General features: G+C 62.4%; 22 protein-coding genes. 12 read left to right on the top strand and 10 right to left on the bottom strand.

What is annotated here, in order from left to right; translation table 11 throughout:
• Positions 1 to 35 precede the first annotated feature (35 nt).
• From AYJ54_RS38425 to AYJ54_RS38455, 7 genes are all read left to right on the top strand, one after another.
• Positions 36 to 1,238, top strand: coding sequence for a pyridoxal-phosphate-dependent aminotransferase family protein (locus AYJ54_RS38425; RefSeq protein WP_063707583.1), 1,203 nt, complete (start codon positions 36 to 38; stop codon positions 1,236 to 1,238).
• Between the two features lie 50 nt (positions 1,239 to 1,288).
• Complete coding sequence (locus AYJ54_RS38430; RefSeq protein WP_063707586.1) at positions 1,289 to 2,572, top strand: MFS transporter; 1,284 nt, start codon at positions 1,289 to 1,291, stop codon at positions 2,570 to 2,572.
• A 126-nt stretch (positions 2,573 to 2,698) separates the two neighbouring features.
• Entirely contained in the window at positions 2,699 to 3,898 is a 1,200-nt protein-coding gene (locus AYJ54_RS38435; protein WP_063707589.1) for a pyridoxal-phosphate-dependent aminotransferase family protein, read from the top strand.
• A gap of 142 nt (positions 3,899 to 4,040) precedes the next feature.
• Positions 4,041 to 4,838, top strand: coding sequence for an enoyl-CoA hydratase/isomerase family protein (locus tag AYJ54_RS38440; protein WP_063707591.1), 798 nt, complete (start codon positions 4,041 to 4,043; stop codon positions 4,836 to 4,838).
• 140 nt (positions 4,839 to 4,978) lie between these two features.
• Complete coding sequence (locus tag AYJ54_RS38445; RefSeq protein WP_063707592.1) at positions 4,979 to 5,965, top strand: Bug family tripartite tricarboxylate transporter substrate binding protein; 987 nt, start codon at positions 4,979 to 4,981, stop codon at positions 5,963 to 5,965.
• 135 nt (positions 5,966 to 6,100) lie between these two features.
• Positions 6,101 to 6,643 (top strand): tripartite tricarboxylate transporter TctB family protein, encoded by a 543-nt coding sequence (locus AYJ54_RS38450; protein ID WP_063707595.1) that lies wholly within the window; start codon positions 6,101 to 6,103, stop codon positions 6,641 to 6,643.
• A gap of 11 nt (positions 6,644 to 6,654) precedes the next feature.
• The gene (locus AYJ54_RS38455) at positions 6,655 to 8,166 is read left to right on the top strand and encodes a tripartite tricarboxylate transporter permease (protein ID WP_063707597.1); all 1,512 of its coding nucleotides are present in this window, start codon (positions 6,655 to 6,657) and stop codon (positions 8,164 to 8,166) included.
• Between the two features lie 289 nt (positions 8,167 to 8,455).
• Here AYJ54_RS38455 and rfbB read toward each other — a convergent pair whose 3' ends face one another.
• The 4 genes from rfbB to AYJ54_RS38475 all read right to left on the bottom strand — a co-directional run bounded on the left by rfbB (position 8,456) and on the right by AYJ54_RS38475 (position 12,211).
• Positions 8,456 to 9,529 (bottom strand): dTDP-glucose 4,6-dehydratase, encoded by a 1,074-nt coding sequence (rfbB, locus tag AYJ54_RS38460; protein WP_063707817.1) that lies wholly within the window; start codon positions 9,527 to 9,529, stop codon positions 8,456 to 8,458.
• Positions 9,519 to 10,400, bottom strand: a complete 882-nt coding sequence (rfbA, locus tag AYJ54_RS38465) for a glucose-1-phosphate thymidylyltransferase RfbA (protein WP_063707818.1) — start codon at positions 10,398 to 10,400, stop codon at positions 9,519 to 9,521. Before rfbA ends, rfbB begins: the two co-directional genes overlap by 11 nt.
• A 111-nt stretch (positions 10,401 to 10,511) precedes the next feature.
• Positions 10,512 to 11,705, bottom strand: a complete 1,194-nt coding sequence (locus AYJ54_RS38470; protein WP_063707819.1) for a CaiB/BaiF CoA transferase family protein — start codon at positions 11,703 to 11,705, stop codon at positions 10,512 to 10,514.
• 131 nt (positions 11,706 to 11,836) lie between these two features.
• Positions 11,837 to 12,211, bottom strand: coding sequence for a hypothetical protein (locus AYJ54_RS38475; RefSeq protein WP_430641460.1), 375 nt, complete (start codon positions 12,209 to 12,211; stop codon positions 11,837 to 11,839).
• A 131-nt stretch (positions 12,212 to 12,342) separates the two neighbouring features.
• On the opposite strand from AYJ54_RS38475, the gene AYJ54_RS48310 reads away from it, so the two are divergent.
• The 3 genes from AYJ54_RS48310 to AYJ54_RS38490 all read left to right on the top strand — a co-directional run bounded on the left by AYJ54_RS48310 (position 12,343) and on the right by AYJ54_RS38490 (position 17,110).
• A complete protein-coding gene (locus tag AYJ54_RS48310; protein ID WP_245329235.1) occupies positions 12,343 to 15,279 on the top strand; it encodes a M10 family metallopeptidase C-terminal domain-containing protein in 2,937 nt (978 codons plus the stop codon).
• 233 nt (positions 15,280 to 15,512) lie between these two features.
• The gene (locus AYJ54_RS38485; RefSeq protein ID WP_063707603.1) at positions 15,513 to 16,181 is read left to right on the top strand and encodes an acetyltransferase; all 669 of its coding nucleotides are present in this window, start codon (positions 15,513 to 15,515) and stop codon (positions 16,179 to 16,181) included.
• Between the two features lie 8 nt (positions 16,182 to 16,189).
• Entirely contained in the window at positions 16,190 to 17,110 is a 921-nt protein-coding gene (locus tag AYJ54_RS38490; RefSeq protein WP_063707605.1) for a hypothetical protein, read from the top strand.
• A gap of 4 nt (positions 17,111 to 17,114) precedes the next feature.
• Here AYJ54_RS38490 and AYJ54_RS38495 read toward each other — a convergent pair whose 3' ends face one another.
• The 5 genes from AYJ54_RS38495 to AYJ54_RS38515 form a co-directional block, all read right to left on the bottom strand.
• On the bottom strand, positions 17,115 to 17,945 hold the full coding sequence (locus tag AYJ54_RS38495) for a phytanoyl-CoA dioxygenase family protein (RefSeq protein ID WP_063707607.1): 831 nt from the start codon (positions 17,943 to 17,945) through the stop codon (positions 17,115 to 17,117).
• Positions 17,942 to 19,090: a class I SAM-dependent methyltransferase gene (locus tag AYJ54_RS38500; RefSeq protein WP_082906034.1), complete on the bottom strand. Its 1,149-nt coding sequence runs from the start codon at positions 19,088 to 19,090 to the stop codon at positions 17,942 to 17,944. Before AYJ54_RS38500 ends, AYJ54_RS38495 begins: the two co-directional genes overlap by 4 nt.
• Complete coding sequence (locus AYJ54_RS38505) at positions 19,090 to 19,737, bottom strand: class I SAM-dependent methyltransferase (RefSeq protein WP_201724312.1); 648 nt, start codon at positions 19,735 to 19,737, stop codon at positions 19,090 to 19,092. The genes AYJ54_RS38500 and AYJ54_RS38505 overlap by 1 nt, the downstream gene beginning before the upstream one ends.
• Complete coding sequence (locus tag AYJ54_RS38510; protein ID WP_063707821.1) at positions 19,734 to 20,714, bottom strand: glycosyltransferase family 2 protein; 981 nt, start codon at positions 20,712 to 20,714, stop codon at positions 19,734 to 19,736. Before AYJ54_RS38510 ends, AYJ54_RS38505 begins: the two co-directional genes overlap by 4 nt.
• Positions 20,715 to 21,197: 483 nt before the next feature.
• Positions 21,198 to 21,893 carry a WbqC family protein gene (locus tag AYJ54_RS38515; RefSeq protein ID WP_063707613.1) on the bottom strand — a complete coding sequence of 232 codons (696 nt, stop codon included), beginning with the start codon at positions 21,891 to 21,893 and terminating at the stop codon, positions 21,198 to 21,200.
• A gap of 195 nt (positions 21,894 to 22,088) precedes the next feature.
• On the opposite strand from AYJ54_RS38515, the gene AYJ54_RS38520 reads away from it, so the two are divergent.
• On the top strand, positions 22,089 to 23,003 hold the full coding sequence (locus AYJ54_RS38520; RefSeq protein ID WP_082906039.1) for a class I SAM-dependent methyltransferase: 915 nt from the start codon (positions 22,089 to 22,091) through the stop codon (positions 23,001 to 23,003).
• 133 nt (positions 23,004 to 23,136) lie between these two features.
• Here AYJ54_RS38520 and rffA read toward each other — a convergent pair whose 3' ends face one another.
• Complete coding sequence (rffA, locus tag AYJ54_RS38525) at positions 23,137 to 24,279, bottom strand: dTDP-4-amino-4,6-dideoxygalactose transaminase (RefSeq protein WP_063707616.1); 1,143 nt, start codon at positions 24,277 to 24,279, stop codon at positions 23,137 to 23,139.
• Between the two features lie 131 nt (positions 24,280 to 24,410).
• Between rffA and AYJ54_RS38530 the strand changes: the two genes are divergently transcribed.
• Positions 24,411 to 25,997 carry a lipopolysaccharide biosynthesis protein gene (locus AYJ54_RS38530; RefSeq protein ID WP_136624224.1) on the top strand — a complete coding sequence of 529 codons (1,587 nt, stop codon included), beginning with the start codon at positions 24,411 to 24,413 and terminating at the stop codon, positions 25,995 to 25,997.
• The last annotated feature ends 58 nt before the right edge of the window (positions 25,998 to 26,055 follow it).

Below are 26,055 nucleotides of genomic sequence, written 5' to 3' on the forward strand. Positions count from 1 at the left end.
GAAGCCGGCCAGAGCCCACCGATAGGGAGGTTTTCATGCATCAGGGACGTCATTTCCTCCAGATTCCGGGTCCGAGCCCCGTGCCCGACCGCATCCTTCGCGCCATGGACATGCCGGTGATCGACCACCGCAGCGCCGAGTTCGGCGAGCTTGGCCGGGCCGTGCTCGAAGGCAGCCAGAAGATATTCCAGACGTCAGGCCCGGTGGTGATCTTCCCATCGTCCGTGACCGGCGCCTGGGAGGCCGCGATCGTCAACACGCTCTCGCCGGGCGACAGGGTGCTGATGGTCGAAACCGGCCATTTTGCCACGCTATGGCGCCAGATGGCGGGACGCTTCGGGATCGAGGTCGACTTCATTCCCGGCGACTGGCGTCGCGGCGCCGACCCCGCCCAGATCGAGGCGAAGCTCGCGGCAGACAGCGCACGCGCGATCAAGGCGGTGATGGTCGTGCACAACGAGACCTCGACCGGCGCGACCAGCCGGATCGCCGACATCCGCGCCGCGATCGACCGCGCCGGCCACCCGGCGCTGCTGATGGTCGACACCATCTCCTCGCTCGGCTCGGTCGACTACCGGCACGACGAATGGAAGGTCGACGTCAGCGTCAGCTGCTCGCAGAAGGGCTTCATGCTGCCGCCCGGCCTCGGCTTCAATGCGGTGTCGGAGAAGGCCCGCGCCGCGTCGAAGACCAACAGGATGCCGCGCTCCTATTTCGACTGGGAGGAGATGCTGAAGCCCAATGCAAAGGGCTTCTTCCCCTACACGCCGGCGACGAACCTGCTCTACGGCTTGCGCGAAGCGATCGCGATGCTGCTCGAAGAGGGGCTCGACAACGTCTTTGCACGACATCAGCGGCTTGCGGCGGCCACGCGCGCTGCCGTCAATCATTGGGGCCTCGAGGTGCTGTGCCAGGAGCCGGCGGAATTCTCGCCGGTGCTGACGGCGGTGCTGATGCCGCCCGGGCATGATGCCGACCAGTTCCGGAAAGTTGTGCTCGACAATTACAACATGTCGCTTGGCTCAGGCCTCTCCAAGGTCGCCGGCAAGGTCTTCCGCATCGGCCATCTCGGCGAATGCAACGCGCTGACGCTGCTCGGCGCGCTCACCGGCGTGGAGATGGGACTGTCGGTTGCCGGCGTGCCGCACCGCTCCGGCGGCGTCGAGGTCGCGATGAAGCTCCTGGAGCAGCGCACGCCAGGCAATTCATCGCCGCATCTGAAGGCGGTCAGCACTTAACAAGGCGCGGCGCGCACAGACAATCAGAACAACAGCGGGAGGGGTTAGCGATGGGAGTTCGGCTCAAGGCCACGCATGTCGTGCTGGCAATGCTCTGTGCGATGTATTTCATCACTTATGTCGACCGGGTCAACATCGGCACCGCGGCCAGCGAGATCCAGAAGGAGCTCGGCCTTTCCAACACCCAGCTCGGCCTCGTGTTCTCCGCCTTCGCCTATCCTTATCTGCTGTTTCAGGTGATCGGCGGCTGGGTCGGCGATCATTTCGGGCCGCGCAAGACGCTGTTCTGGTGCGGGATGATCTGGGCGGTGGCGACCATCTCGACCGGCTTCGTGAACGGTCTCGCCGCGCTGTTCGTCGCGCGCTTCGCGCTCGGCTTCGGCGAGGGCGCGACCTTTCCGACCGCGACGCGCGCGATGCAGTACTGGACGCCCGCGAACCGCCGCGGCTTCGCGCAAGGGCTCACCCATTCCTTCGCCCGGCTCGGCAATGCGGTGACGCCGCCGGTGGTTGCGCTATTGATCCTTTGGCTGACCTGGCGCGGGGCGTTCGTGGTGCTCGGCTTCGTCAGCCTCGTCTGGGGCTTCATCTGGGTCTGGTACTTCCGCAACGAGCCGAAGGACCACGCCTCGATCACGGAAGCGGAGCTCGCGGCGCTGCCGCCGCGTCCCACCGGCGAGCGGCCGCGCGTGCCGTGGGGCCCGCTGCTCGGCCGGATGTGGCCGGTGACGCTGACCTATTTCTGCTACGGCTGGAGCCTGTGGCTCTATCTCAACTGGCTGCCGCTGTTCTTCAAGAACAGCTACAATCTCGACATCAAGAATTCGGCGCTGTTCGCCTCCGGCGTCTTCTTCGCGGGCGTGGTCGGCGACAGCGTGGGCGGCGTGCTGTCCGACCGCATCCTCGATCGCACCGGCAATGTCCGCCTGGCACGGCTGAGCGTGACCATTGCGGGATTTACGGGGGCGCTGTTGTCGCTGCTGCCGATCCTGTTCATCCACGACATCACGGTCGTCGCGCTGTGCCTGTCGGCGGGCTTCTTCTGCGCCGAACTGGTGATCGGCCCGATGTGGTCGATCCCGATGGACATCGCCCCGAAATATTCCGGGACCGCGTCGGGACTGATGAACACGGGTTCGGCCTTCGCCGCCATCGTCTCCCCGCTGGTCGCGGGATTCGTGATCGATGCCACCGGGAATTGGTACCTGCCGTTCCTGATGTCGATGGGTCTGCTCCTGCTTGGCGGCTTCGCGGCCTTCCTGATGCACCCGGAGCGCCCGTTCACGGAGGCCGAGGAGCGCATTCCGGCCGGAAACGTGGTCGCTGCGGAGTAGGGAATGGTGTCCGGCGCGAGGACCGCCGGACATGCATGGGAGGCGCCTTTTGGAGACGGGACAAGCCGGTCAAATGGTGCTATTCGGCGGCTCACCAAAACCAAGGCTAGACCGGGAAGGACGCCGATGACCGTGCATACTGGAAGGCATTTTCTCCAGATTCCAGGACCGACCAACGTGCCCGACCGGGTGCTGCGGGCGATGGACATGCCGACGCTCGACCATCGCGGTCCGGAGTTTGCCGAACTCGGTTTCGCCGTCCTGGCCGCGATGCAGCGGGTATTTCGGACCGAGCAGCCGGTGATCATCTTCCCCTCGTCCGGGACCGGCGCCTGGGAGGCGGCGATGGTCAATGTGCTTGCCCCCGGCGACAAGGTGCTGATGTGCGAGACCGGCCAGTTCGCCGTGCTGTGGCGCGGCATTGCCGACAAGTTCAAGCTCGACGTCGACTTCATCCCGAGCGACTGGCGCCATGGCGCCGATCTCGCCGAGATCGAGAAGCGCCTTTCCGCCGACAAGCAGCACACGATCAAGGCGGTCTGCGTCGTGCACAACGAGACCTCGACCGGCTGCGTGACGCCGCCGCTCGAGGTGCGCAAGATCCTCGACCGGGTGAAGCATCCGGCGCTGCTGATGGTCGACACCATCTCCGGCCTCGGCTCGATGGAGTATGAGCACGACGCCTGGGGCATCGACGTTTCGGTCGCGGGCTCCCAGAAGGGCCTGATGCTGCCACCGGGCCTCGGCTTCAACGCCGTTTCGGAGAAGGCGCTGGCGGCCGCGAAGGCCAATCAGGGCATGCGCTCCTATTGGGACTGGCAGGAGGTCATCACCTTCAACAAGCTCGGCACCTTCCCCTACACGCCTGCCACCAACCTGCTCTTCGGCCTGCGCGAAGCCGTCAAGATGCTGGAAGAGGAGGGGCTCGAGAACGTGTGGGCCCGCCACAAGCGCCACAGCGCCGCGACCCGCGCTGCGGTCAAGGTCTGGGGCCTGGAGACGCAGTGCGCCGATCCCAACGCGCATTCGCCGGCGCTGACCGGCGTGCGCGTGCCCGAAGGCCATGACGCCGACGATTTCCGCAAAGTGGTGCTGGAGAATTTCGACATGTCGCTCGGCACCGGCCTGAACAAGGTCAAGGGCAAGGTGTTCCGCATCGGTCATATCGGCCATTTCAACGATCTGATGCTGATGGGCACGCTGGCCGGCGTCGAGATGGGCCTGGATCTTGCAAAGATCCCGCACCGGAGCGGCGGCGTGCTGGCCGCCATGGATGTCCTGAAGGGACGCGACGTGATGCCGATGGCCAAGGCTCAGGTCGCCTGAACCACTCTAAAGCGCGATGAATAGTCATCGCGCTTTAGGTCTATTGTTTGAGCGTGATCTTTTCGGAAAGCCGCTGCACACTTTGCGCAAACGCGGCCCTTCGGGTCCGGATCATGCTCCAGTGAACTGAAGAGAGCGCGCGATGAACCTACCTGCGACTGCTAACGAAGACCTGCTCTACTCCGTCCAGGACGGCATCGCGCGGATCACCTTCAACCGACCGCAGGCGCGCAACGCGCTGACCTTCGCCATGTACGAGCGCATGGCGGAGATCTGCCAGGAGATCAACGCCGACCGCTCGATCAAGGCGCTGATCCTGACCGGCGCCGGCGACAAGGCGTTTGCCTCCGGCACCGACATCTCGCAGTTCCGCGCCTTCAAGACCGCGCAGGACGCGCTCGACTACGAGGCGCGGATCGACCGCGTGCTCGGCACGCTCGAGCAGTGCCGCGTGCCCGTGATCGCGGCGATCGCCGGCGCCTGCACCGGCGGCGGCGCGGGGATCGCGGCCTGCTGCGACATCCGCATCGGCACCGAGGCAACCCGGATCGGCTTCCCGATCGCGCGCACGCTCGGCAACTGCCTGTCGATGTCGAACATCAGCCGCGTCGTCTCGCTGGTGGGGCCTGCCCGCACCAAGGACTTGATCTTCAAGGCGCGCCTGGTCGAGGCGCCGGAGGCCCTGGCGCTCGGCCTGCTCAACGAGGTCGTGCCTGACGTCGAGACGCTTCAGCGCCGGGCCGACGAGACCGCAAAACTCGTCGCAAGCCACGCGCCGCTCACGCTGGAGGCGACCAAGGAGGCGGTGCGCCGTATCCGCCGCACGCTGTCGCGCGAGGAGGGCGAGGACCTGATCCTGAAGGCCTATATGAGCGAGGATTTCCGCGAGGGTATGGACGCCTTCCTCAACAAGCGCACGCCGAACTGGAAGGGCAAGTAGCGCGCCTTACGCGCCTTCCGTCAGCCGAAAGTCATATGCGGCGGAATGCCCGCCTGCTTGAACTCGTCAGGATTAGTCCGCACAATGCGCCGATAAATTCCCGGCATCACAAAGCCAATAAGAAACAGGGGACGAAACTCGTGCGAATTCCAGTGAAGGCCGTCGGCGCTGCGACGGCCCTGTTGTTGAGCGCGCCGGCCTTCGCCGGCTGGGAGCCGACCAAGCCGGTCGAGATCGTGGTCGCGGCCGGTGCGGGCGGCGCCTCCGATCAGATGGCGCGGATGATGCAGGCCGCGATCCAGAAGAACAACCTGATGAAGCAGCCGATGGTGGTCTCGCTCAAGGGCGGCGCCTCTGGTGCGGAAGCGCTGATGTACATGAAGTCCAGCGAGGGCGATCCGAACAAGGTGCTGATCGCCTATTCGCTGATCTACATGCTGCCGCTGTCGGCGAAGATTCCCTTCAACTGGCGCGAGCTGACCCCCGTGTCCGTCATCGCGCTCGACCAGTTCGTGCTGTGGGACAACAGCGCCGGTCCGAAGACGGTGAAGGAATTCGTCGCGGCCGCGAAGACGGCAAGCTCGCCGTTCAAGATGGGCGGCACCGGCTCCAAGCGCGAGGATCACGTGCTGACCGTGTTCCTCGAGCAGAAGACCGGCGCCAAATTTTCCTATCTGCCCTACAAGTCCGGCGGCGAGGCCGCGACCCAGCTCGTCGGCAACCATACCGAGTCCAACGTCAACAACCCGTCCGAAAATCTCGAAGTCTGGCGCGCGGGCCAGGTACGTCCGCTCTGCGTATTCGACAAGGAGCGCATCTCCTACACCAGCAAGGTGACCGACACGCAGTCCTGGGCCGACATCCCGACCTGCAAGGAGGAGGGCGTTGACGTCCAGTATCTGATGCTGCGCGCGATGTTCCTGCCGGGCAAGGTCACGCCGGAGCAGCAGGCGTTCTATGTCGAGCTGTTCCAGAAGGTGACGCAGACGCCGGAGTACAAGGAGTACATGGAGAAGCAGGCGTTGAAGCCGATCTTCCTCACTGGCAAGGACATGGTGAAATTCCTCGAGGAGGACGACGCGCTGAACAAGTCGCTGATGACGGAAGCCGGATTCGTCGCGAAGTAGTCACACCTTCCACGTCATGCCCCGCGAAGGCGGGGCATCCAGTATTGCACAGAGCTCAACGATCACGGCTTCTGCTCGGAGTACTGGATCATCCGCCTTCGCGGATGATGACAGCGCAATTTGACTTGGCAGAGCATGTCCCAAACCGATCTAGAAATCGTCGTCGAGGATCCGACTGCGCCTGAGGACGACTCTCCCGCCGTCGTCAGCTCGGGCACGATCGAGATCATCGTCTCGCTCCTGCTGCTCGCGCTTGCCGCAACGCTCGGCTACGACAACTGGCGCACCGGCATCTCCTGGGATTCGACCGGGCCCGAGCCCGGCTATTTCCCGTTCTATCTTTCCCTCATCCTCGGTGGCGGCAGCCTCTACGGCCTGATCGCCGCACTGCTTTCGCGCCGGGCGCCTGCCGAGACCTTCGTCACGCGCGCGCAGGCCCGCCGCGTGATGGCGGTGTTCGTGCCAACGCTCCTGTTCTGCCTGGTGACGCAGTTCCTCGGCCTCTACGTCGCGAGCTTCCTCCTGATCGCAGGCTTCATGCGCCTCGTCGGCAAGATCGCGCTGTGGAAGTCGCTGCTCACCGCCTTCCTGTTCACGGCGATCATGTTCGTCACCTTCGACATCGCCTTCGACGTCATCATGCCGAAGGGGCCGCTCGAAGCGGCCTTCGGCTACTAGGCGGGTCCGCGATGGAAGCCTTTGGTCTTTTGGTTCACGGCTTCGCCGTTCTGCTCACGGGCAAGACGCTCGTGCTGATGATGGTCGGGCTCGTGCTCGGCATCTTCGTCGGCGTGCTGCCGGGGCTCGGCGGACCCAACGGCGTGGCGATCCTGCTGCCACTCACCTTCACGATGGACCCGACCTCGGCCATCGTGATGCTGTCCTGCATCTACTGGGGCGCGCTGTTCGGCGGCGCGATCACCTCGATCCTGTTCAACATACCGGGCGAGGCCTGGTCCGTCGCGACCACCTTCGACGGCTATCCGATGGCACAGCAGGGCAGGGCGGCCGAGGCCCTGACCGCGGCGTTCACGTCCTCCTTCATCGGTTCGCTGGTCGCGGTGCTCCTGATCACGTTCCTCGCGCCGATGATCTCGTCCTTTGCGCTGAAGTTCGGCCCGCCCGAGTTCTTCGCGGTGTATCTTTTGACCTTCTGCTCCTTCGTCGGCCTCGGGCGCGAGGCCAAGCACAAGACCGTCATCTCGATGTCGCTGGGGCTCCTGCTCGCGGGCGTCGGCATGGATACGGTGTCGGGCCAGCTACGCATGACCTTCGGCTCGGCGGAGTTGCTCCGCGGCATCAACTTTCTCGTCGCGGTCATCGGTCTGTTTGGCATCAGCGAGATCCTGCTGACGATGGAGGAGCGCCTGGCGCTGCTCGGCCATGCGGCGAGCATCTCGCTGCGCGTGGTGCTGAGCGTGTGGAGGGACCTGCCGAGATACTGGGTGACGCTGGTGCGCTCGTCCTTCATCGGCTGCTGGCTCGGCATCACGCCGGGCGGTGCGATCGCTGCGTCCTTCATGGGCTACAACCTTGCCAAGCGTTTCGCCAAGAATCCCGATAGTTTCGGCAAGGGCCGCATCGAGGGCGTGTTCGCGCCGGAAACGGCGGCGCATGCCTCCGGCACCTCGGCGCTGCTGCCGATGCTGGCACTCGGCATTCCCGGCTCCGGCACCGCCGCGATCTTGCTCGGCGGCTTGATGGTGTGGGGGCTCAATCCGGGACCGCTGCTGTTCGTCGAGCACAAGGATTTCGTCTGGGGCCTGATCGCCTCGATGTATCTCGGCAACGTCGTCGGCCTCGTGCTGGTGCTGACGACGGTGCCGATCTTCGCCTCCATACTGCGTGTGCCGTTCGCCGCGGTGGCGCCGATGATCGTGGTGTCCTGCGCGATCGGCGCCTATGCGATCCAGAACGCGATGTTCGACATCTGGCTGATGCTCGGTTTCGGTGTGGTCGGCTACGTCTTCAAGAAGATCAGTATTCCGCTGGCGCCGTTCACGCTGGCGCTGGTGCTCGGAAATCGCGCCGAGGACGCCTTCCGCCTGTCGATGATCGGCTCCGGCGGCGACCTCAGGGTGTTCTGGTCGAACGGGCTGGTCGGATCGATCACGACGCTTGCGATAGTGCTGCTGTTCTGGCCACTGATCGACAAGCTATTCAGCGGCGTCGGACGGTTGCAGCCCCCGGCTGAGGCATGATCCGAAATTGCTCGGGCGGGTTCTAGGCTGTCGCTCGAATACGTTTATAAATCAACGCTTTGGTGCTGTTTATTCAGTGTTAACTATAAGTTGCAAGGTCACTTGAGGTCATACGACCTTGGCCTTCTTCAGCGTAGCGATCTCGTCCGCATTGAAACTCTTCGAGCACCTCGTTCGTCTGCTCGCCGAATTCAGGCCACGGTAGACATGAGATTTCGTGATTTTCAGGCCGGTTCTCGCCAAGCGGCTTACGATCCATTCGATACAATGGATGATGAGGGAAAGGCCTTCACGGTCCGAGATTAAGCCCGATGCGCGAACGGTTATAGCCTCGGTCGACAATCGCCTGCCACCATGGCCGGTTGTCGCAGAACCAGCGGACCGTCTTCGCAAGACCGCTCTCGAAGTTCTCCAGCGCTCGCCAGCCTAGCTCGCCTTCAATTTTGGAGGCGTCGATGGCATATCGCCGGTCGTGCCCGGGTCGATCTGAGACGAAAGAAATCATTTGTCGGCGTGGGCCGCGTGGGCTCGGCGCGATCTGGTCCAGCAGATCGCAGATGGTCTCGACCACATGCAGATTGGTGCGCTCGTTGCGGCCCCCGACGTTGTACGTCTCGCCGATGCGGCCGTGCTCGAGCACCAAGGTGAGCGCCTTCGCATGATCCTCCACGTACAGCCAGTCGCGGATATTCTTCCCGTCGCCGTACACGGGCAATAACTCCTGCGCCAATCCTTTGATAATCATGTGCGGGATCAGCTTTTCCGGAAAATGATACGGGCCATAGTTGTTGGAGCAGTTCGTCAGGACAGTCGGAAGGTCGTAGGTCTCCCGCCAAGCGCGGACAAGATGGTCGGACGAGGCCTTACTCGCGGAGTAGGGCGAGTTGGGCGCGTAGGGTGTTGTCTCCGTGAATAGGCCTTGCTCGCCGAGCGAGCCGAACACCTCGTCGGTGGAGACATGGAGCAGCCGGAAACGCGCCCGCCGCTGTGGCGACAGGCCGCGCCAATAGCGCAAGGATTCCTGGAGCAGTGTGAAGGTACCGACGATGTTGGTATGGATGAACTCGGCCGGTCCATCGATGGAGCGGTCGACATGGCTTTCGGCCGCCAGATGCATCACGAGATCAGGCTCATGTGTGTCAAAGAGCCTACGCAGGTGGGGAGCCTGGCAGATGCACTGCATCTCGAAGGCGTAGCGCGCGTTGCTCGCTGCGCCCGGCAAGGAGTTGAGGTTGGCGGCATAGGTCAGCTTGTCGATATTGACGACGCGCGCATCCGTGTCCGCCAGCAGATGACGGATCACCGCGGAGCCGATGAAGCCGGCGCCGCCGGTGACGAAGATGGTTTGGTCCTTAAAGCGCATCATGGAAGGAACGATAGATCGACAGTAGATACTCGCCGTAGCTGCTTTTGGCGTTCTTTTGTGCCAGCTTCGCGAAGGATTCAATCGAGATGTAGCCGAGCCGTAGCGCGATCTCCTCAGGGCAGGCAATGCGCAACCCCTGCCGCTGCTCCAAGATCTGGATGAAATGGCTGGCTTCCACGAGTGAAGCGTGGGTGCCGGTGTCGAGCCAGGCGAAGCCGCGGCCGAGCATCTCCACATACAGATCGCCACGCTCCAGATACGCCTTGTTGATGTCGGTGATCTCGATCTCGCCGCGCGCGGACGGGGTGACGCGCGCTGCGATATCGAGAACGTCATTGTCGTAGAAATACAGCCCCGTGACCGCCAGGTTGGACTTAGGCCGCTCCGGCTTTTCCTGCAGCGACAACGCCTTACCGTTCGCGTCCAGCTCGACGATGCCATATTGTTCGGGCGTTGTGACGGCATAGCCGAAGATCGTCGCCCCGTTCTTGCGAGCCGCGGCGCGTTCCAGGATCTCTTGCAGCTTGTTACCGTAGAAGATGTTGTCGCCGAGGACCAGCGCGACGGCGTCGGTGCCGACGAAGTCGCGGCCGACGATGAAGGCATCGGCGAGCCCGCGCGGGGCGTCCTGGTGCGCGTAGGAGAAGCGCAGCCCGATCTCCGAGCCATCGCCGAGCAGCCGCTGGAACAGTGGCTGATCCGGTAGGGTGGTAATGATGAGGATGTCCCGAATGCCGGCCAGCATCAACACAGTGAGTGGGTAATAAATCATCGGCTTGTCGAAAACCGGCAGAAGCTGCTTCGAGACCACGGCCGTGACCGGGTAAAGCCGCGAACCGGTCCCGCCCGCCAGAATGATACCCTTCATCGACAAACCCCGTGTTGGCCGAGGATCGGCCAGCGTCACAAGCGCCATCCGCAGCGGAATGGCCGCCAACGTTGCAGCCTTCGTTGCGCCTCGTTCTTACTCAACCGGCGGCTATACCACCTTGCCCTGTCTCAGTTCTAAGATCTCGTGTTCGGACAGGCCAAATTCCCGCAGCACTTCCTCGGTATGCTCGCCGAACTCCGGCGGCCGCGCCACCATCTGGCTCGGCGTCCGCGACAGCGTGACGGGCTGGCCGACCAGGCGGATGTGGCGGTCCTCGTCATTCGGCACGTCCTGCGCGATACCGAGATGCCGGACCTGGGCGTCCTCGAACATCTGGTCGATCGCGTAGATCGGTCCGCAGGGCACGCCCGCCTCGTTGAGCTCCCTGACCCAGGTCTCGGTCGACTTCGTCACGGTGTGCTTCTCGATCTCGGCGTTGAGTGCGTCGCGGTTCTTGGAGCGGGCCGGCGCGGTCGCATAATCCGGATTGGTGACGAGCTCCGGCGCACCGACGGCCTGGGCGCAGCGCTCCCAGATCCGCCCGCCGGTGGTGGCGATGTTGATGTAGCCGTCGGAGGTCTTGAACACGCCGGTCGGAATGCTGGTCGGATGGTTGTTGCCGGCCTGCTTGGCGACCTCCTTCTCCATGAGCCAGCGCGCGGCCTGGAAGTCGAGCATGAAGATCTGCGCCTGCAACAGCGAAGTCTGCACCCACTGGCCCTGGCCCGAGACATCGCGTTCGAGCAGCGCGGTGAGGATGCCGATCGCGCAGAACAGGCCCGCCGTGAGGTCGGCGACGGGAATGCCGACCCGCATCGGTCCCTCGCCGGGCGCACCGGTGATCGACATCAGCCCGCCCATGCCCTGCGCGATCTGATCGAAGCCCGGCCGCTTGTGATAGGGGCCGTCCTGGCCGAAGCCGGAGATGCTGCCATAGACGAGGCGCGGGTTGATCGCGCGCAGGGCCTCATAGTCGATCCCGAGCTTCTTCTTCACGTCGGGACGGAAATTCTCGACAACGACGTCGGCTTTGGCCACGAGCCGCTTGAAGACCGCAAGCCCGCGCTCGTCCTTCAGGTTGAGCGTCATGGCCCGCTTGTTGCGGTGCAAATTCTGGAAGTCGGAGCCCCGGCGCGGCCCGCCGGGCTGCTCGCCGCCGGCATCCTCGGTCAGCGCGTCAACCTTGACGACGTTGGCGCCCCAGTCCGCGAGCTGCCGCACGCAGGTGGGCCCGGACCGGACGCGGGTCAGATCGAGCACGGTGAAACGTGACAGGGCTTCCGAGGCGTGCGGAAAGGGCATCTTGAAAGGCTCCGGGACAGATCGCGCGCCTACCATAGTGCCGAAAGCTCATGCGGCAAGTCGCCCCTGGCGCCGATGCCGCCTGCCAAAATGGGATGCCTGACGCGGCTTTGCTGCGCTGCGTTACGGGATCAGCGGGCCAGGCGCTTCAACTCGGCCCGTGCCTTCTCGGCCAGTGGATCATCGCCGTGGCGCGCGATGAAGAGCTCGAATGCCTCCACCGTTCCCTTGCGACGGGCGAACTCGTATTCCTCGGCGACCGCTGCCGAAGGGTCGCGGGCCGGTGGGACCGTGGGCGCGCGCAGCGCCTTGTCGCGTTCGTCCGCATTGGCTTTCCCGGTCATGACAGGCAGCCCTCCGAACGGCAGATGATCCGGCCCGGCGAACGCCGCCATGATCGCAAGGAGGCCGGTTGATAGTGGGCGCAGTTTCATGTTTTTTTCACAAATCAGGTTGCTGCAGGAACCGGCAACTCCCGTATTACTACCGAATTTGATGGCTGACATGACATTATGGAAGGGGGCCGGGCAATGAAGGGGCTGGGCACTGTTGCCAAATTTAAACCAAACGTATCAATCTGAGGCTTGATCCGCCTGCGCCCCAAATCGGGCGCGACTCGCTGTTCTGGAGATTCCCATTGGCCGACGCTGTCACCGTCACCCAGACCAACAACGCAGATATCGACGGGCTGCTGTCGGGCTACAAATGGTCCGGCGCGATCAGCTACAGTTTTCCCGACTCGTCCAGTGACTACCCCTACCCCTACTCAGACAAGGGCGAGCCGACCGCGGCGGGCTTTGCTCCAGCGCCCAGCCAGATGCAGGCGGCGATCAACTACGCCGTCGGACTGATCCTCGGCTACACCAACGCCAGCATCACGTATGCGGGGACCAACAGCGCCGACATCATGATCGCGCAGTCGCCGTTGGCCAATCCGACCTCCTACGCCTACTACCCCGGCAACTACGCGGCCGGCGGCGATGTGTGGTTCGGGACCAAAAACGATTATTCCCTGGCGCAGCTCGGCAATTACTATTTCACGACTGCCCTGCACGAGCTCGGCCACGCCTTCGGCCTCAAGCACAGTAACGAAACCGGCGGCGTCGCCAACGTCGCGGTGCCGACCGCACATGACGACAGCGAATACACCGTCATGAGCTACCGCAGCTATATCGGCGGTCCGACCACCGGATACACCAACGAAGCTTATGGGTATCCGCAAACCTATATGGCCAACGATATCCTCGCGCTCCAGACGCTGTACGGCGCGAACTACACGACCCAGAGCGGCAATACGGTCTATACCTGGAGCCCGACGACCGGGCAGGAGTTCATCAACGGCGTCGGGCAGCTCGCGCCGGGCGGCGGCGCCGGCGGATCGGCCAACCGCATCTACGAGACGATCTGGGACGGCGGCGGCGTCGACACCTACGATCTGTCGAACTACACGACGAACCTGAGCATCAATCTCAACCCCGGCGCCTCGTCGGTGTTCTCGTCCGTGCAACTGGCCTATCTCGGCAACAACCATTACGCGTCGGGCAACGTCTACAACGCCTATCTCTACAACAACGACGCGCGCTCCTACATCGACAACGCCATCGGCGGCTCGGGCAACGACACGATCATCGGCAACGCCATCGACAACGTCCTGAACGGCGGCTCGGGCAACGATACGATCACCGGTGGCGGCGGCAACGACACCATCATCGGCGGCCCCGGCACCGATACAGCAGTGTATTCAGGCAACGCGGCAAATTACGGCATATCCTACAATTCGAGCACTCAGACCTTCACCATAAGCGACCTCCGCACCGGTTCGCCCGATGGGACCGATACCGTGACGGAGGTCGAATATTTCCAATTCAACGACGGGACATTGTCGAGCACCACGCTTGCGGCTAGCGTGGTTATCGAGGCAATCGGCGCGACGAAGCTCGTGCAGTCCGGCATCGATTATTATCTCGATCCCGTCGCGGGTGGGAGCGGGCCGCTCTTGAAGTACGGCGGCGATGCTGCGGTGGTAGGAGAATTCGACGGCTATACGCCGATCGGCGTAGAGGCCACCACGAACGGCTACGAAGTCGCGTGGAAGAACTTGGTAACAGGCCAGTACTCGGTCTGGAGCACAGATGCCAACGGCAACTACACCGGTAATTTATTCATGCCGGGTTCGGGCACCGACGCTGCGTTCGAGAACCTTGAAACCAGTTTCCACCAAGATCTGAACGGCGACGGTCAGATCGGACCACTCGTCCCGATCGTGATCGAGGCCGCCGGTTCGATAGAACTGAGCAGGTTGGGCAACCATTATACGCTCAGTCCCGTTGGCGGCGGCAGCGGGCACGAATTGACGTATCAGAGCTCGGCCGTCACCGTGGGCGAGTTCGGCGATTATGTTCCGATCGGCGCCGAGGCCGTGACGAATGGCTACGAGGTAGCCTGGAAGAACACGACCACCGGCCAATATTCGGTCTGGAGCACGGATGGCAGCGGTAACTACACCGGCAATTTTTACATGCCGGGTTCAGGCCATGACACAGCCTTCGAGTCTCTTGAGGTCAGCTTCCAGCAGGACCTGAACGGCGACGGCACGATCGGAGTCGCCAGATCCGCGATATCTTCCTCGATCGAAGCGATCGGAACGACGTCGCTGGACGTGTCCGGGAATAACTATCTGCTTGATTCGGTCGCCGGCCCTACGGGACCTATGCTGAAGTATCAGGGGGCCGCGGTGACGGCCGGTCAGTTCGGCAACTATACGCCGCTTGGTGCCGAGGCTGTTACGAACGGCTATGAGGTCGCCTGGAAAAATACGGCCACCGGTCAGTACTCCGTGTGGAGCACTGACACCGACGGCAACTACACCGGCAATTTCTACAGCCCGGGTCCCGGCAACACCACTGCGTTCGAAACGATTGAGGCCAGCTTCCATCAGGATTTGAATGGGGATGGAACGATCGGCGTCGCTCAATCGGTGATCGAGGCGGTCGGAACGACCGCACTGGTGCTTTCAGGGAATAATTATCTTCTCAATCCCGTTGCCGGCGGCACGGGACCGATGCTGAAATATCAGGGCTCATCGGTAACGGCCGGTCAGTTCGGCGATTACGTTCCGATCGGCGCCGAGGCGGTGACGAATGGCTATGAGGTGGCCTGGAAGAATGGGACCACGGGTCAGTATTCGGTCTGGAGCACGGACACCAATGGCAACTATACGGGTAATTTCTACATGCCCGGTCCTGGCAACACCAGTGCGCTTCAAAACCTGGAAACCAGTTTCCAGCAGGATCTGAATGGCGATGGGACGATCGGCACTCCCAGTCATGCGAACACTGTGGCGGCTGCAACCGTTGTCGGAGATGGCTTCGTATTCGCGGCGGGTGCCGGTGAACAATCGAGCTCGGGCAACGTCGGCACTTCGCAACTATCGATCGCGAGCGCGGCCAATGCAGGGATCAACCACGCGGAAGTCGGCGCTGTAGCAAGCCCTGCCGAGTTCATCGTCGATGACAGCGGACATCAAGTCACGCTTCACCAGGACCTGCTCGGCAGCTTTATCCTCTATCACTAGAGCGCATGCGCCTCCGAAGCCGCGCCGCCTCGGTACGGCGTCCGGAGAAGAAACGGGTTGGACGCGGCAGTTTTCTTCGGAGTAGGATGCCGGGCCAGACCAGGATCATCTGAAAGCGTGCCGACACGGATTCAGCTATCCTGACCGGCACGGGGACCGTCCGATCGGATGCGATTGCATCAGAGATCAGGCGCTCGCGATCAAGATATGCCGCAAGTCGCTAGGGAGTTTCTGTGCAGAAGCAGCCTATTGTTGTTTTCGGGACCGGTGAAATCGCCGAGCTGGCCGACTTCTATTTCACGAACGATTCAAACTACGAGGTCGCCGCTTTCACGGTCGACTCCGCGTTCTTGAAACAGCATGAATTTCGCGGGCGTCCGGTTGTCGTCTTCGAGGAGGTCGCAGAAAAATTTGCGCCCGACAGTTTCGGCTGCTTCGTGGCCGTCAGCTACGCTAAGATCAACGCCATACGGACCGAGAAGGTTGCGGCCGCGAAGGCAAAGGGCTATCGGCTCGTTAGCTACCTGAGCAGCCGTGCGACCGTGTTCCCTGGCTTCGATCTTAAGGAAAACTGCTTCATCCTTGAAGATAATACTATCCAGCCGTTCGCGACGGTTGGCGCCAACGTAACATTGTGGAGCGGCAACCATATTGGCCATCACTCGACGATCGAGGATGATGTGTTCCTCGCGTCGCATATCGTTGTGTCTGGTGGAGTGCGGATTGGGCAGGGAAGTTTTGTAGGCGTGAACGTCACGATCCGCGATCATGTGGCGGTAGGCAAGAAGTGCGTCCTTGGCGCCGGCGCTCTGGTGCTCGAGGATCAGCCGGACTTCTCGGTCGTTGCGCCGCGCGGATCTGAGCGCTCATCGGTACCCAGCAATCGTCTTCGAAATCTGTGAGACACGCGATGTCGTGGCGTCGCCTGGGTCTTGTTTATGCTTCGAGCCGAACGCAGCCTTGGGCGCATAGCCATACGGCGCTGCCCGTTCCCGTACATCTAGGAGGTGATACCTTTCGCTTTTTCTTCAGTTCGCGCGACGCGGATAAGCGCTCGCATGTCGGATGGGCGGACGTGGAGGTAGGCGAGACGATCCGCGTCCATGAAGTCGCACAGATACCCGTGCTCGCACCGGGAGCGGACGGCACCTTCGATGACAGCGGCGTTGGCATCGGGAGCGTCGTCGCGAGGGACGGCGAGATTTCGATCTACTACATGGGCTGGAATCTCGGAATTCGCTCACCATGGCGAAATGCCATCGGGCTTGCACGATCCTCGTCGCTGGACGGTAAATTTGCGCGATATTCGCCTGGTCCGATTTTGGACCGCTCGCCGGAGGACCCCTATACGCTGTCCTACCCTTGTGTGCTGCGGTTCGGTCCCGACGACTGGCGAATGTGGTACGGTTCAAATCTCGCCCCCGCGGTTGGCAATGCCGACATGCAGCATGTCATCAAGCAAGCGCGATCGGTCGATGGAATTCACTGGACGCGGGATGGCAGGACCGTGATCGGGTTCGCCGACAAGACCGAATATGCGCTGGCACGTCCGAGCGTGACAACGATAGGCAACGGTTTGTTGATGTGCTTCGCGTGTCGCGGCTCGCACTACCGTATCGGCGCGGCGACATCGAGCGACCGCGGGACGAGTTGGACGCGGCTGGACGCTGCGATGGGACTTGTTCCGTCAGATTGGGGTTGGGATAGTGAGATGACTTGCTATCCCGCGCTCTTCTGGCACCGCGAGCGCCTGTGGCTGGCCTACAACGGCAACGGATACGGGGCGACAGGCTTTGGCCTTGCTGTGTGGGAAGGTTCGTTGCCTCTCTAGTCCTTCAGGATATTTTCGGGCGTCCGGCGAGGTACTCGGCGACTGATCCAGGCTGATGCACGTCGTAACCCAGCAATCGGCGCAATTTGCTGTCGCCGGTAAACCCATCTCCCAGCGCACTTGGCAAATCGATTTGCTGCCTGATCAGGGGAATGGTGTAGACGTGATTGACGGCACGCCGCGGCCTCGCCGTCGTGTTGACGCCGCCACTGTGGAAAACCATGCAGTCGAGCACGATAAACGAGCCCGCGGACGCGGAAACCTGCAAGGCTTGTGTCTTCACGAAATGATCCGATGGAAATGCTTCCTGACGGTGTGAGGCCGGCAACACCATCGTAGCCCCGTTTTCGATCGTGAACGCATCGAGGCAGAACAGTGCATTGATGGCAAGCGGACGTGACGATACGAAATGCTGATAGGGCAAATCCCGATGCCAGGCACCCTGATTGTACTGCTTTCCGTTCGGCGGATTGATGACGCCGTTCTGCTGGTTGAGCACGGCGTAGCCGGAGATGAGTCGGCTGCAAATGTCCAGGATCCTGCTGTTAGTAGCCAGCTCGAGAAAGAGTGGATCGTGAGCCAGAGGCAAACGGATGGTGTTGTGCTCGTCAATCGATCTCAGCACTTCGATACCGCCGTGCCGGGACGCATAGCTCTGCTGCACCTGATCGAAAGCATCGGCCAGCATCGCCAGCTGCTCACGGCTATAACCGCCGTCGATCACGCCATATCCCAACTGACGGATCGATTCGCACGTTCTCTCGACTTCGTTCGTTGATTGCGCCTGCTCTAGGATACCATAGCGTCGGGGAACCTCGTTCTGCATGGTGTTCATCTCGGAATCAGTTCGTTCCAGGTGATCGTGTGGAAGCCATCGCGTTCCAGTCGTCTGGCAACGACTTCCTGAACGTGAGGCGCCGTCGCGATGAGGGTCGGCTGGCCGGGATTCTGTACCGCATCCCGATAGGATGCAACCGGTCGCCCGAGATTCCAGGCCTCGGTAGGGTCGTCCAGCACGAGCGAGTCGATCCGCGCCCAGGTTTCCGGCGCATAAGCCCGCAGCAAGGCCGCAGTCTGGCCGGCGCCGAAGGCCAGCAGGTCTGCGGCGGATTGCCGCCGATCAAGGAGAAGCTGATCCAGCATTCGCCAGCGTTCGAGATAAGATTGCCGCTCGGAATAAAGCTCGACCGGATTCGTATCATGCGCGCGAGGGGTGTGGCGATGATCGGTCGCCGCAGCGAAGATCGACATCTGGAAGTCGCCGATGTCACTCGGCGCCGGCATTTGCTTTTCCGTCGCCAGCGACGCGCTTCTGCCGCAAATCTGAAGGGCGCCTTGCGTCAGGCTGTAGAGATGATCGAAGAACAGCAGTTCCACGTTCGGCGAATGTCCGTCCGGACATATGATGACGATGCGCCCGTTTGATGCAAGACGGCTACGCAGCGAAAGAAGAAATGTGCTTGGGTCGATCGTGTGCTCAATGACATTGACTGCAACGATAAGGTCAAAAAGACCCGCCTCGGTGGGCACATCCTCGATAAATCCGCGCATAAGCCGGATACTCTGCTGCGATTGGGCCGTCGCCGGCAACGCGGGGTCTACGCCGTAAGCATACGCATCCGGCCACGATCGCAGGAATTCGGACAGCAGTGCGCCCGAGCCGCAGCCGATTTCCAGAATGGCCTTCGGCGGGGTGCATTCGGCGCGGATCCAGTCGCCGTATGCCTGGGCCCGCGCAGCATCTGATTTCGGGGCAGCAGCAGCAAGCTTGTAGTCGTCGTCGTAGATGGCACGAATGTCCTCTTCGGCTGTGCTGGACGCGTGGAAGGCCAAACCGCACACTAGGCAAGACATTTTGGCCAGTGCGCGGGATATCACCCGCCCATCGCTGAGCATTGATCGGCAGGGATGGGGAAGCGCCAGCGCGACGGCGTCGCCGGCGCAGAGCGGGCACCGAACCGCCGATGTGGCGTCACCCATCAGACCTTCACCTCTGGATGTCGTACCAGGACCGTGAATTCGTACAGTCCATAGTCCTGCAAGAGCGCGACCGATCGGCCGTACCGTGAAAGGCAGTAGCCGAGCATCTCCGGCGGGTCGGCATAGTACAGGTTCGGTCTCCGCCGATCGGGATCGCTCGACAGGCTCAGGACATTGAATCCAAATCCTTTGCGTCCAGCGCGGGCGAGCACGTCGAGTGTTTCGCGGATATAGCTGAGCCATATCTCATCCTCGACATCACCCTTGACGTTGAATATTCCGCTGGCAATCGCAAAGTCTGCCGTTGTGTCCGGCGAAGCTCCAACATGCCAGCATCGATCGTCGCCCTCTCCGTGAAGCTTTCGAGCCGCCTCGACCATGCTAGGCGCGATATCGTACCCCCTGAAATGTCCTCGATGGCCCGCGCTTCTGAGGAAGCCAAGAAAATCCCCAAAACCACAGCCGAGATCGATGATCGATTCGGATTGGCTGTGATCGACCAATCGGAGAAACTGCCTGTGTCGAAGCTGATGCGATTCGGCTCCATTCCAATCGACGCCCTGCGATGTAGTGCCGTGGGCGTCGAGTTTGGCGGCATAATACGCCGCGACGTCGGACAGGATTCTCTCTTGTTGGGGGTCTGTCACTCTTGGCCTTCGGTATCAAAAAGGGAAGCGGGCTGCATCAACTCCCCGACCGATGAGTTGGAGGAGCGGTGGACGGAGCGCACAATGGTGTAGGGTCTCCGTTTGGTTTCGGCCAGGATGCTGGCCATGTAGATTCCCAGGATACCGAGGATGAGTGTGATAAGTCCTCCGAGAAACCACAACGAAATGATCTGCGAGGCAAACCCGCTCACTCCGATGCCGTTCGTGAGGTAACGCAGCAGGAAGTAGATCACGACACCAATCGACGTCGTGAAGATCAACAGCCCGGTATAAAAGACGAGATACAGCAGCCTCGTCGAAGATGTCGTCAGGTGTTTGACCGCAAGATCGATCCGCCTCCAGATCGAGTAGGTCGACGGCGAGGTTGCGAGCTTTGCGACGACCATCGGGATTTGGCGAAATCCAGTAACCGCCCAGAGGTCGGACATGACGAATTCCCGATCGCGGTGCCGAATAAGCTCTCTGACGTACGCGGCCGACATCAACCGCGAGGTTACAAGATTGCGCGGCAGCGGGCGATCACCAAGCACATCGACCAACGCGAAAAAGACGGTGCCCCCCGCTCGCTCCAGCAACCCCCCGCGTCGAGTCTGCTGCACGCCATACACGACATCGCAATCTCCGCGACGAAAGCGCTCGTAGAACAGAGCCAGGTCTTCGGGCTGTTCCTCAAGGTCGCTGTCGATCAGGAACACGAGATCGCCGGAGGCATAGGCCAATCCGGTCATGATGGCCTTGTAGTGTCCGAAATTGCGGGAAAGATCGACGACCACGACTTGAGGATCCGACCTTTGGACTTGCAAAGCCGCCTCCAGGCTGTCGTCTGGAGAGCCGTCATTCACCATGATCAGTTCGACGTCATCAGTGATCTTGCGTGCGGCTTCGATCGCCCGCCGATGGAATTCCTTGACGTAGGGTGCGGACCGATAGAGCGTGGTGACGATCGAGATCTTCATCAGCCGCTTCTCCATTCGCAGAAGATTGCTGGCCGCAAGTAGTCAATGTGCATCAACTTCTCTTCGGAGTTAACCGCGGTTTGCGAAAATGTCACAATTTTGCAATGCCTAACGAGGGGCGCGGGGCATAGCTCATGGACGAGCTTTCATACGACAAGCGAACCCCGCGGGCAAATGCGAAGCCCCCTGCGACAGCCATAGCGACATGTGCGACCAAAGTGCACGCGCGTTGAACCGATACCACAACTCGCGGAGATGCTAGCGGGCTGCATTTCGCGTCTCCGCCCGGAATGACTATCGATTACCTACGGCGACAACCGTATACTGGGGCGCCGACCGCAGCCGGCGGAGCCGTCAGCAATCTCGGCGAGCAACGGAACGCCGCGTCTGACGATTGGCCGCCAAACCGCCAGTCGTGGTATGCGACGAGAAATTCCAAGATCCCGTCCCGGGATTTTATTGCGATGGCGTGCGGCCTGAGCGTCAGGCCGTGACCTGACGACGGGCGAACCGCGGCGCTTCAGGACCGGTGTTAAACAGGAGATCGAGCACGCTCACGGCATGTTCGAAGTCGCCATGGAGCTGCGGATATTCCGGATAACCATGGTAGCTCATCCACTCCGTCGTAATCCCCCCGGCAGTGAACAGCGCCTCGTCAAAGTAGGCTCGTGCGGAAGGGCCGCTTAGATAGCGATCGGCGCCCGCGGCCTGCGCGATCGCGAGAAGTCTCGCAGTCTTGACGCCGTCTGCGGGATAGGCCGTATCCCTGACGATACGTGTGCTCAGCCCGAGCAGGCCTGCGATCTCGCGCGTGAACAGTTCGTTGATGGCGGTGAGACGCGTCTCCTTGTCGGCGCGCTCGTACCAGGTCCGCACGACCGGCGAGAGCTGGTCGAAGAATGGGGCGCGACGATAGGCCAGTTCGAGTGCCCGCCAGTGCTTCTCGGCCCACGGCTTCTCGATCATGACCTCGTCGATCGCCTGGTCAAACCGCCCCTTGGTCGCAACGGGAATGGTCAGCCATTCGATGCCGCTGGTGGTCTTGATTCGGTTGCGATTGTGCCAGTGCCGTTTTGCGAATTGCATGCGATCGTAGATCACATATTCATCGCATCGGCCGATCAGGTCGAAAAACCCTTTCCAGGGAATGTAGCAGGATTGGACGATCGAAATTCGCACGTTGTGACTTGACACCAGCCTTGAAAGGGGGCGCGCCGATCCTCGAAACGAGGCTTGACGAGCGCGGACGATCCGAACAGTTTGCCAGCATGCCCCCTGGTGGCTTGCCAGCATGGACGTCTTTTACAGTGACCCGCCGATGAATTCACCCCCCAATCAGCGTTTCCGTTACGCCCTTTGTCGGTCAGCGCTGGCATGACGCGACTGGCTACGGGGCGACGCCGCTGCCTTGCCTGCGGTGCGGAACAAGCAATCGACGACAACGAGCCGGTCTGGCCGGCCGGCTGGCGATGTCCGGCGTGCGCCCATGTCGTGGCGGAAAGCGCGGGGATCGCGGCGCTTGCGCCCGAACTCGCCGATACGGTCAGCGGCATGGACCCCAGTAGCTTCAAATTGCTTGCTGAGGTTGAAGACGAGCATTTCTGGTTCGTGGCTCGTAACGAACTCCTGGCCGGGTTGGCCGCCCGCTTCTTTCCCGACGCGCGTCAGTTCCTGGAAGTGGGGTGCGGAAACGGCGCGGTACTGCGCGCGATTGCGCTGTCGCGCAGTTGGCGGCGCCTGGTCGGCTCGGAACTCCATCCTTCCGGACTTGCCTTCGCCCGGACGCGCCTGCCGGACGTCGAGTTCGTACAGATGGATGCACGCCACATTCCGGCGTCCGCAGCCTTCGACCTCATCGGCGCCTTCGACGTCATCGAGCACATCGCCGACGACGAGCGGGTCCTGGGCGAAATCCGCCGCGCACTGGTGACGGGTGGTGGTGTCATCATCGCTGTTCCCCAGCATCCCTGGTTGTGGAGCCGCGCCGACGAGATCGCCTATCACGAACGGCGATATCGTCGTGGCGAGCTTGAAGAAAAGCTTCAGCGAAGCGGCTTCGAAGTGCTGTTCTCGACCTCCTATGCGTCCCTGCTGCTTCCCATGATGATCGCAAGCCGCCTTCGAGGTCGTGGGACGCAGACCAACGAGCAGGTCGAGCGGGAATTCACGCTCGATCCGCGGATCAATGGTTTGTTCATGGCGATCCTGCGCGCCGAGGTGCGTCTGACGCTCGCGGGTCTGCGCTGGCCTGCAGGCGGCAGTCGTGTCGTCGTCGGCCGGGCGATCTAGATGAGGTAAGGCCGATGGGCTCCCTCGTGCGGCGATAATAGTCTGTCGCGGCGTGACCACGGGCGATACGTCGTTAGCGCGGTTCCTGCCGGGCTCGACGCCGAAGAACGGCGAATCGGACGGGCTCTGAAGCCTACCGCCCCAGGATCGCGCCGAGCGTGTCGCAAATCCGCTGTTGCTGCGTCTCTTGCAGGCCGATCCAGAATGGCAGCCTGACCAGCCGTTCCGACAGCGCGGTGGTGAGCGTCAGATCGCCATGGCTGCGGCCGAACCGCATACCGGCCGGTGAGGAGTGTAGCGGCACGTAGTGAAAAACCGCATTGATCTCCGCCTCACGCAGCTTGCCGAGCACCATGCCACGATCGATCTCGGGCGGCAGCAGGACGTAATAGAGGTGACCATTGTGCCGGCAATGGCCGGGTACGATGGGGCGTCGCAGCAGGCCCCGCTGCTCGAGCGTCGCCAGCATCGCGTGATACCTGTCCCAGATCGCGAGCCGCTCGCGCGTGATGTCCTCGGCTTGCTCGAACTGGGCCCATAGGAACGCTGCGGTGGGCTCGCTCGGCAGGAACGACGAGCCGACGTCCTGCCAGGTGTATTTGTCGACCTCGCCACGGAAAAAGCGGCTACGGTCGGTGCCTTTCTCGCGGATGATCTCGGCCCGCAGCGCGAGCGCAGGATCCTTCACCAGGAGGCAGCCGCCTTCGCCCGACATGATGTTCTTGGTCTCGTGGAAGCTGAAGCTGCCGAGGTCCCCGATGGCGCCGAGCGGCGAGCCCCTGTAGTCCGCCATGATGCCCTGTGCCGCGTCCTCGACGATGCGAAGATTGTGGCGCCTTGCGATCGCGACGATCGGGTTCATCTCGCAGGCTACGCCGGCATAGTGCACCGGGGCGATGGCGCGGGTACGCGAGGTGATGGCCGCCTCGATCTGCCGTTCATCAAGATTCAGCGTGTCCTCGCGGATGTCGACGAAGACAGGAGTGGCGCCGCGCAGCACGAAGGCATTGGCCGTCGAGACGAAGGTGAACGAGGGCATGATGACCTCGTCGCCGTCCTTCAGGTCGAGCAGGATCGCGGCGAGATCGAGTGCGGACGTGCAGGAGTGCGTCAGCAGCGCCTTCGCGCAACCGGTTCGCGCTTCGAGCCACTGATGGCAGCGCCTGGTAAAGGATCCGTCGCCCGCCAGGTGACGGCTCCTCAGCGCCTCCTCGGTATAGGCCTGCTCTTTGCCGGTGAGGTAGGGCCGGTTGAACGGGATGATTTCGGATGCCATTGCCTAAGCTGTCTAACCGCCTTAAGAGGCGCCTTCAACGCCCAAATCCGAAGATGCCACACTGGCGGCTTCGATTGTGGGGCCCGGCGATCGGGCGCGTCAGGCCGATCGTGTGCCAGGAAGGATCCGGCTTGACCGACACGCAGATTGACGCGCCCGGCAAGGCAGGCGGCCCGAGCGGGCCCGGTGCCGGCCGCGCCCGCCGGCTCGTTCGCGGATGGTCGGCCAACCTGGTCCAGCTGGTGCTGGGACTGACCCAGCAGTTGCTGTTGATCCCGGCCTTCCTGCATGTCTGGACCGGCGACATGCTTGCGGCGTGGCTTGCGATCTATGCGGCCGGCAGCCTCGTCGTGGTGGCGGATGCGGGATTGCAGCTTCGCGCGATCAACCGGTTTTTCGCCTTCAAGTCCTGCGCAGATTGCGACGGACGCACGGCGAGCTTCTACGCGCGCATGCTGCGGATCTACGTCGCGGTCGTCGTGGTGCTGGGCATTCTGCTGCTGGCTGTTACGCATGTGCTCCGGCCTTCGGCCTTGCTGGGGTTTCGCGGGACCGCCTCGTTCGATTCCGCCTTCATCGTGATGACGCTGGGAATGCTGCTGTGCCTCCCAGGCAACCTGGCCTCTGGCCTCTATCGTGCGCGGGGCCAATATGGCCGGACGGTCTGGCTGTTGAACGTCGTATTGCTGCTCGGCCAGATCGCGCAGTTGTTTGCGATTGCGTGGTTCGGGAGTCTGCTGGCGGTCGCGATCGCCTTCATCTCCATGCAACTCCTGTTTGCCGCCTTCATGCTCGTCGATGCGCCACGCCTGTTTCCGTTCCTGCGTCGCGCCGGTGCGTATCGGGCTCGGCCGCGCTCGTGGTCCTCGACCCTGCGCTGGAACATCGGGCAGTTCGGCCGCGCGTTTCCCTTTGCGATCGCCAACATCACGGAACTTGCGCTCGTCAATCTTCCCGTGCTGCTGGTCTCTGCGCTCGTCACCGATCGCGTCGCCGTGGCGCAATGGGGATTGACCCGGGTGATCGCGAGCCTCGTGCGCGGCCTCTGTCTGCAACTCGCCGTGCCGCTTGCCGCCGAACTCGGTCATGACCACGCCGTCGGCGACCGTGCGCGTTTGAGCCGTCTCTATGCCCAGGGGTCGGTCTTCGTCACCGTCCTGGCCAGCCTGATCGTCGCGGGCCTGCTGCCGTTCTGGGGCGACTTCTTCACGCTCTGGACTCACGGCAGCATTCCCTACGACGCGGGGCTTGCCGTCACGCTGCTGCTCGGTTCCGCCGCCGCTGCGCCCTCATTGCTGGCGCTGGCCTTCGCCAGCCACAGCAATCGCGGCGATCTCCTGATCCGAACCAAGGGGCTCCAACTCGTCGTGTTCCTGGTACTCTCGTTCGTCCTGACTTCCTGGCTCGGCCCGCTGGGGGCCGCTCTCGCCGTCGTCGCGAGCGATATCCTCGTTCAGTTCGGGTTGCTGGCGTTGGTGATCATGGGGCAGACCCTGCAGCACCCGCTTCGCCACACGGGCTTCCTGGTCCTGGTTTCGGTCGTCATCGTGCTTTCCGGTTGGGGCGCCGGTGTAGTGGCCGCGTTGCTGGTACCGGGGGCAGGGCTGGTCCATTTCCTCGCCGAATGCGCGATCTGGCTGATCTTCGCCGCGGTGGCCGCAAGCCCCCTGATCATTAAGAGCGTTCGCGAAACTCTGATCGCCGCCATCCCGCGTTAACCCCCGGATTTTGCTTGACCTTCAGGGGATCGGGCGGTTGAGTGCGCGCGACCCATCC

This window comes from Bradyrhizobium centrolobii (assembly GCF_001641635.1).
GTDB classification, from domain to species: domain Bacteria; phylum Pseudomonadota; class Alphaproteobacteria; order Rhizobiales; family Xanthobacteraceae; genus Bradyrhizobium; species Bradyrhizobium centrolobii.

Excerpts from the sequence above, each read along its gene's own strand:
- AYJ54_RS38495 (WP_063707607.1), bottom strand. The coding sequence starts at position 17,945 with ATGAACACCATGCAGAACGAGGTTCCCCGACGCTATGGTATCCTAGAG.
- AYJ54_RS38520 (WP_082906039.1), top strand. The coding sequence starts at position 22,089 with ATGACGCGACTGGCTACGGGGCGACGCCGCTGCCTTGCCTGCGGTGCG.
- AYJ54_RS38450 (WP_063707595.1), top strand. The coding sequence starts at position 6,101 with ATGTCCCAAACCGATCTAGAAATCGTCGTCGAGGATCCGACTGCGCCT.
- AYJ54_RS38425 (WP_063707583.1), top strand. The coding sequence starts at position 36 with ATGCATCAGGGACGTCATTTCCTCCAGATTCCGGGTCCGAGCCCCGTG.
- AYJ54_RS38435 (WP_063707589.1), top strand. The coding sequence starts at position 2,699 with ATGACCGTGCATACTGGAAGGCATTTTCTCCAGATTCCAGGACCGACC.
- AYJ54_RS38475 (WP_430641460.1), bottom strand. The coding sequence starts at position 12,211 with ATGTCAGCCATCAAATTCGGTAGTAATACGGGAGTTGCCGGTTCCTGC.
- rfbA (WP_063707818.1), bottom strand. The coding sequence starts at position 10,400 with ATGAAGGGTATCATTCTGGCGGGCGGGACCGGTTCGCGGCTTTACCCG.
- AYJ54_RS38430 (WP_063707586.1), top strand. The coding sequence starts at position 1,289 with ATGGGAGTTCGGCTCAAGGCCACGCATGTCGTGCTGGCAATGCTCTGT.
- AYJ54_RS38510 (WP_063707821.1), bottom strand. The coding sequence starts at position 20,714 with ATGAAGATCTCGATCGTCACCACGCTCTATCGGTCCGCACCCTACGTC.
- AYJ54_RS38455 (WP_063707597.1), top strand. The coding sequence starts at position 6,655 with ATGGAAGCCTTTGGTCTTTTGGTTCACGGCTTCGCCGTTCTGCTCACG.
- rfbB (WP_063707817.1), bottom strand. The coding sequence starts at position 9,529 with ATGCGCTTTAAGGACCAAACCATCTTCGTCACCGGCGGCGCCGGCTTC.
- rffA (WP_063707616.1), bottom strand. The coding sequence starts at position 24,279 with ATGGCATCCGAAATCATCCCGTTCAACCGGCCCTACCTCACCGGCAAA.
- AYJ54_RS38490 (WP_063707605.1), top strand. The coding sequence starts at position 16,190 with ATGTCGTGGCGTCGCCTGGGTCTTGTTTATGCTTCGAGCCGAACGCAG.
- AYJ54_RS38470 (WP_063707819.1), bottom strand. The coding sequence starts at position 11,705 with ATGCCCTTTCCGCACGCCTCGGAAGCCCTGTCACGTTTCACCGTGCTC.
- AYJ54_RS38440 (WP_063707591.1), top strand. The coding sequence starts at position 4,041 with ATGAACCTACCTGCGACTGCTAACGAAGACCTGCTCTACTCCGTCCAG.
- AYJ54_RS38500 (WP_082906034.1), bottom strand. The coding sequence starts at position 19,090 with ATGGGTGACGCCACATCGGCGGTTCGGTGCCCGCTCTGCGCCGGCGAC.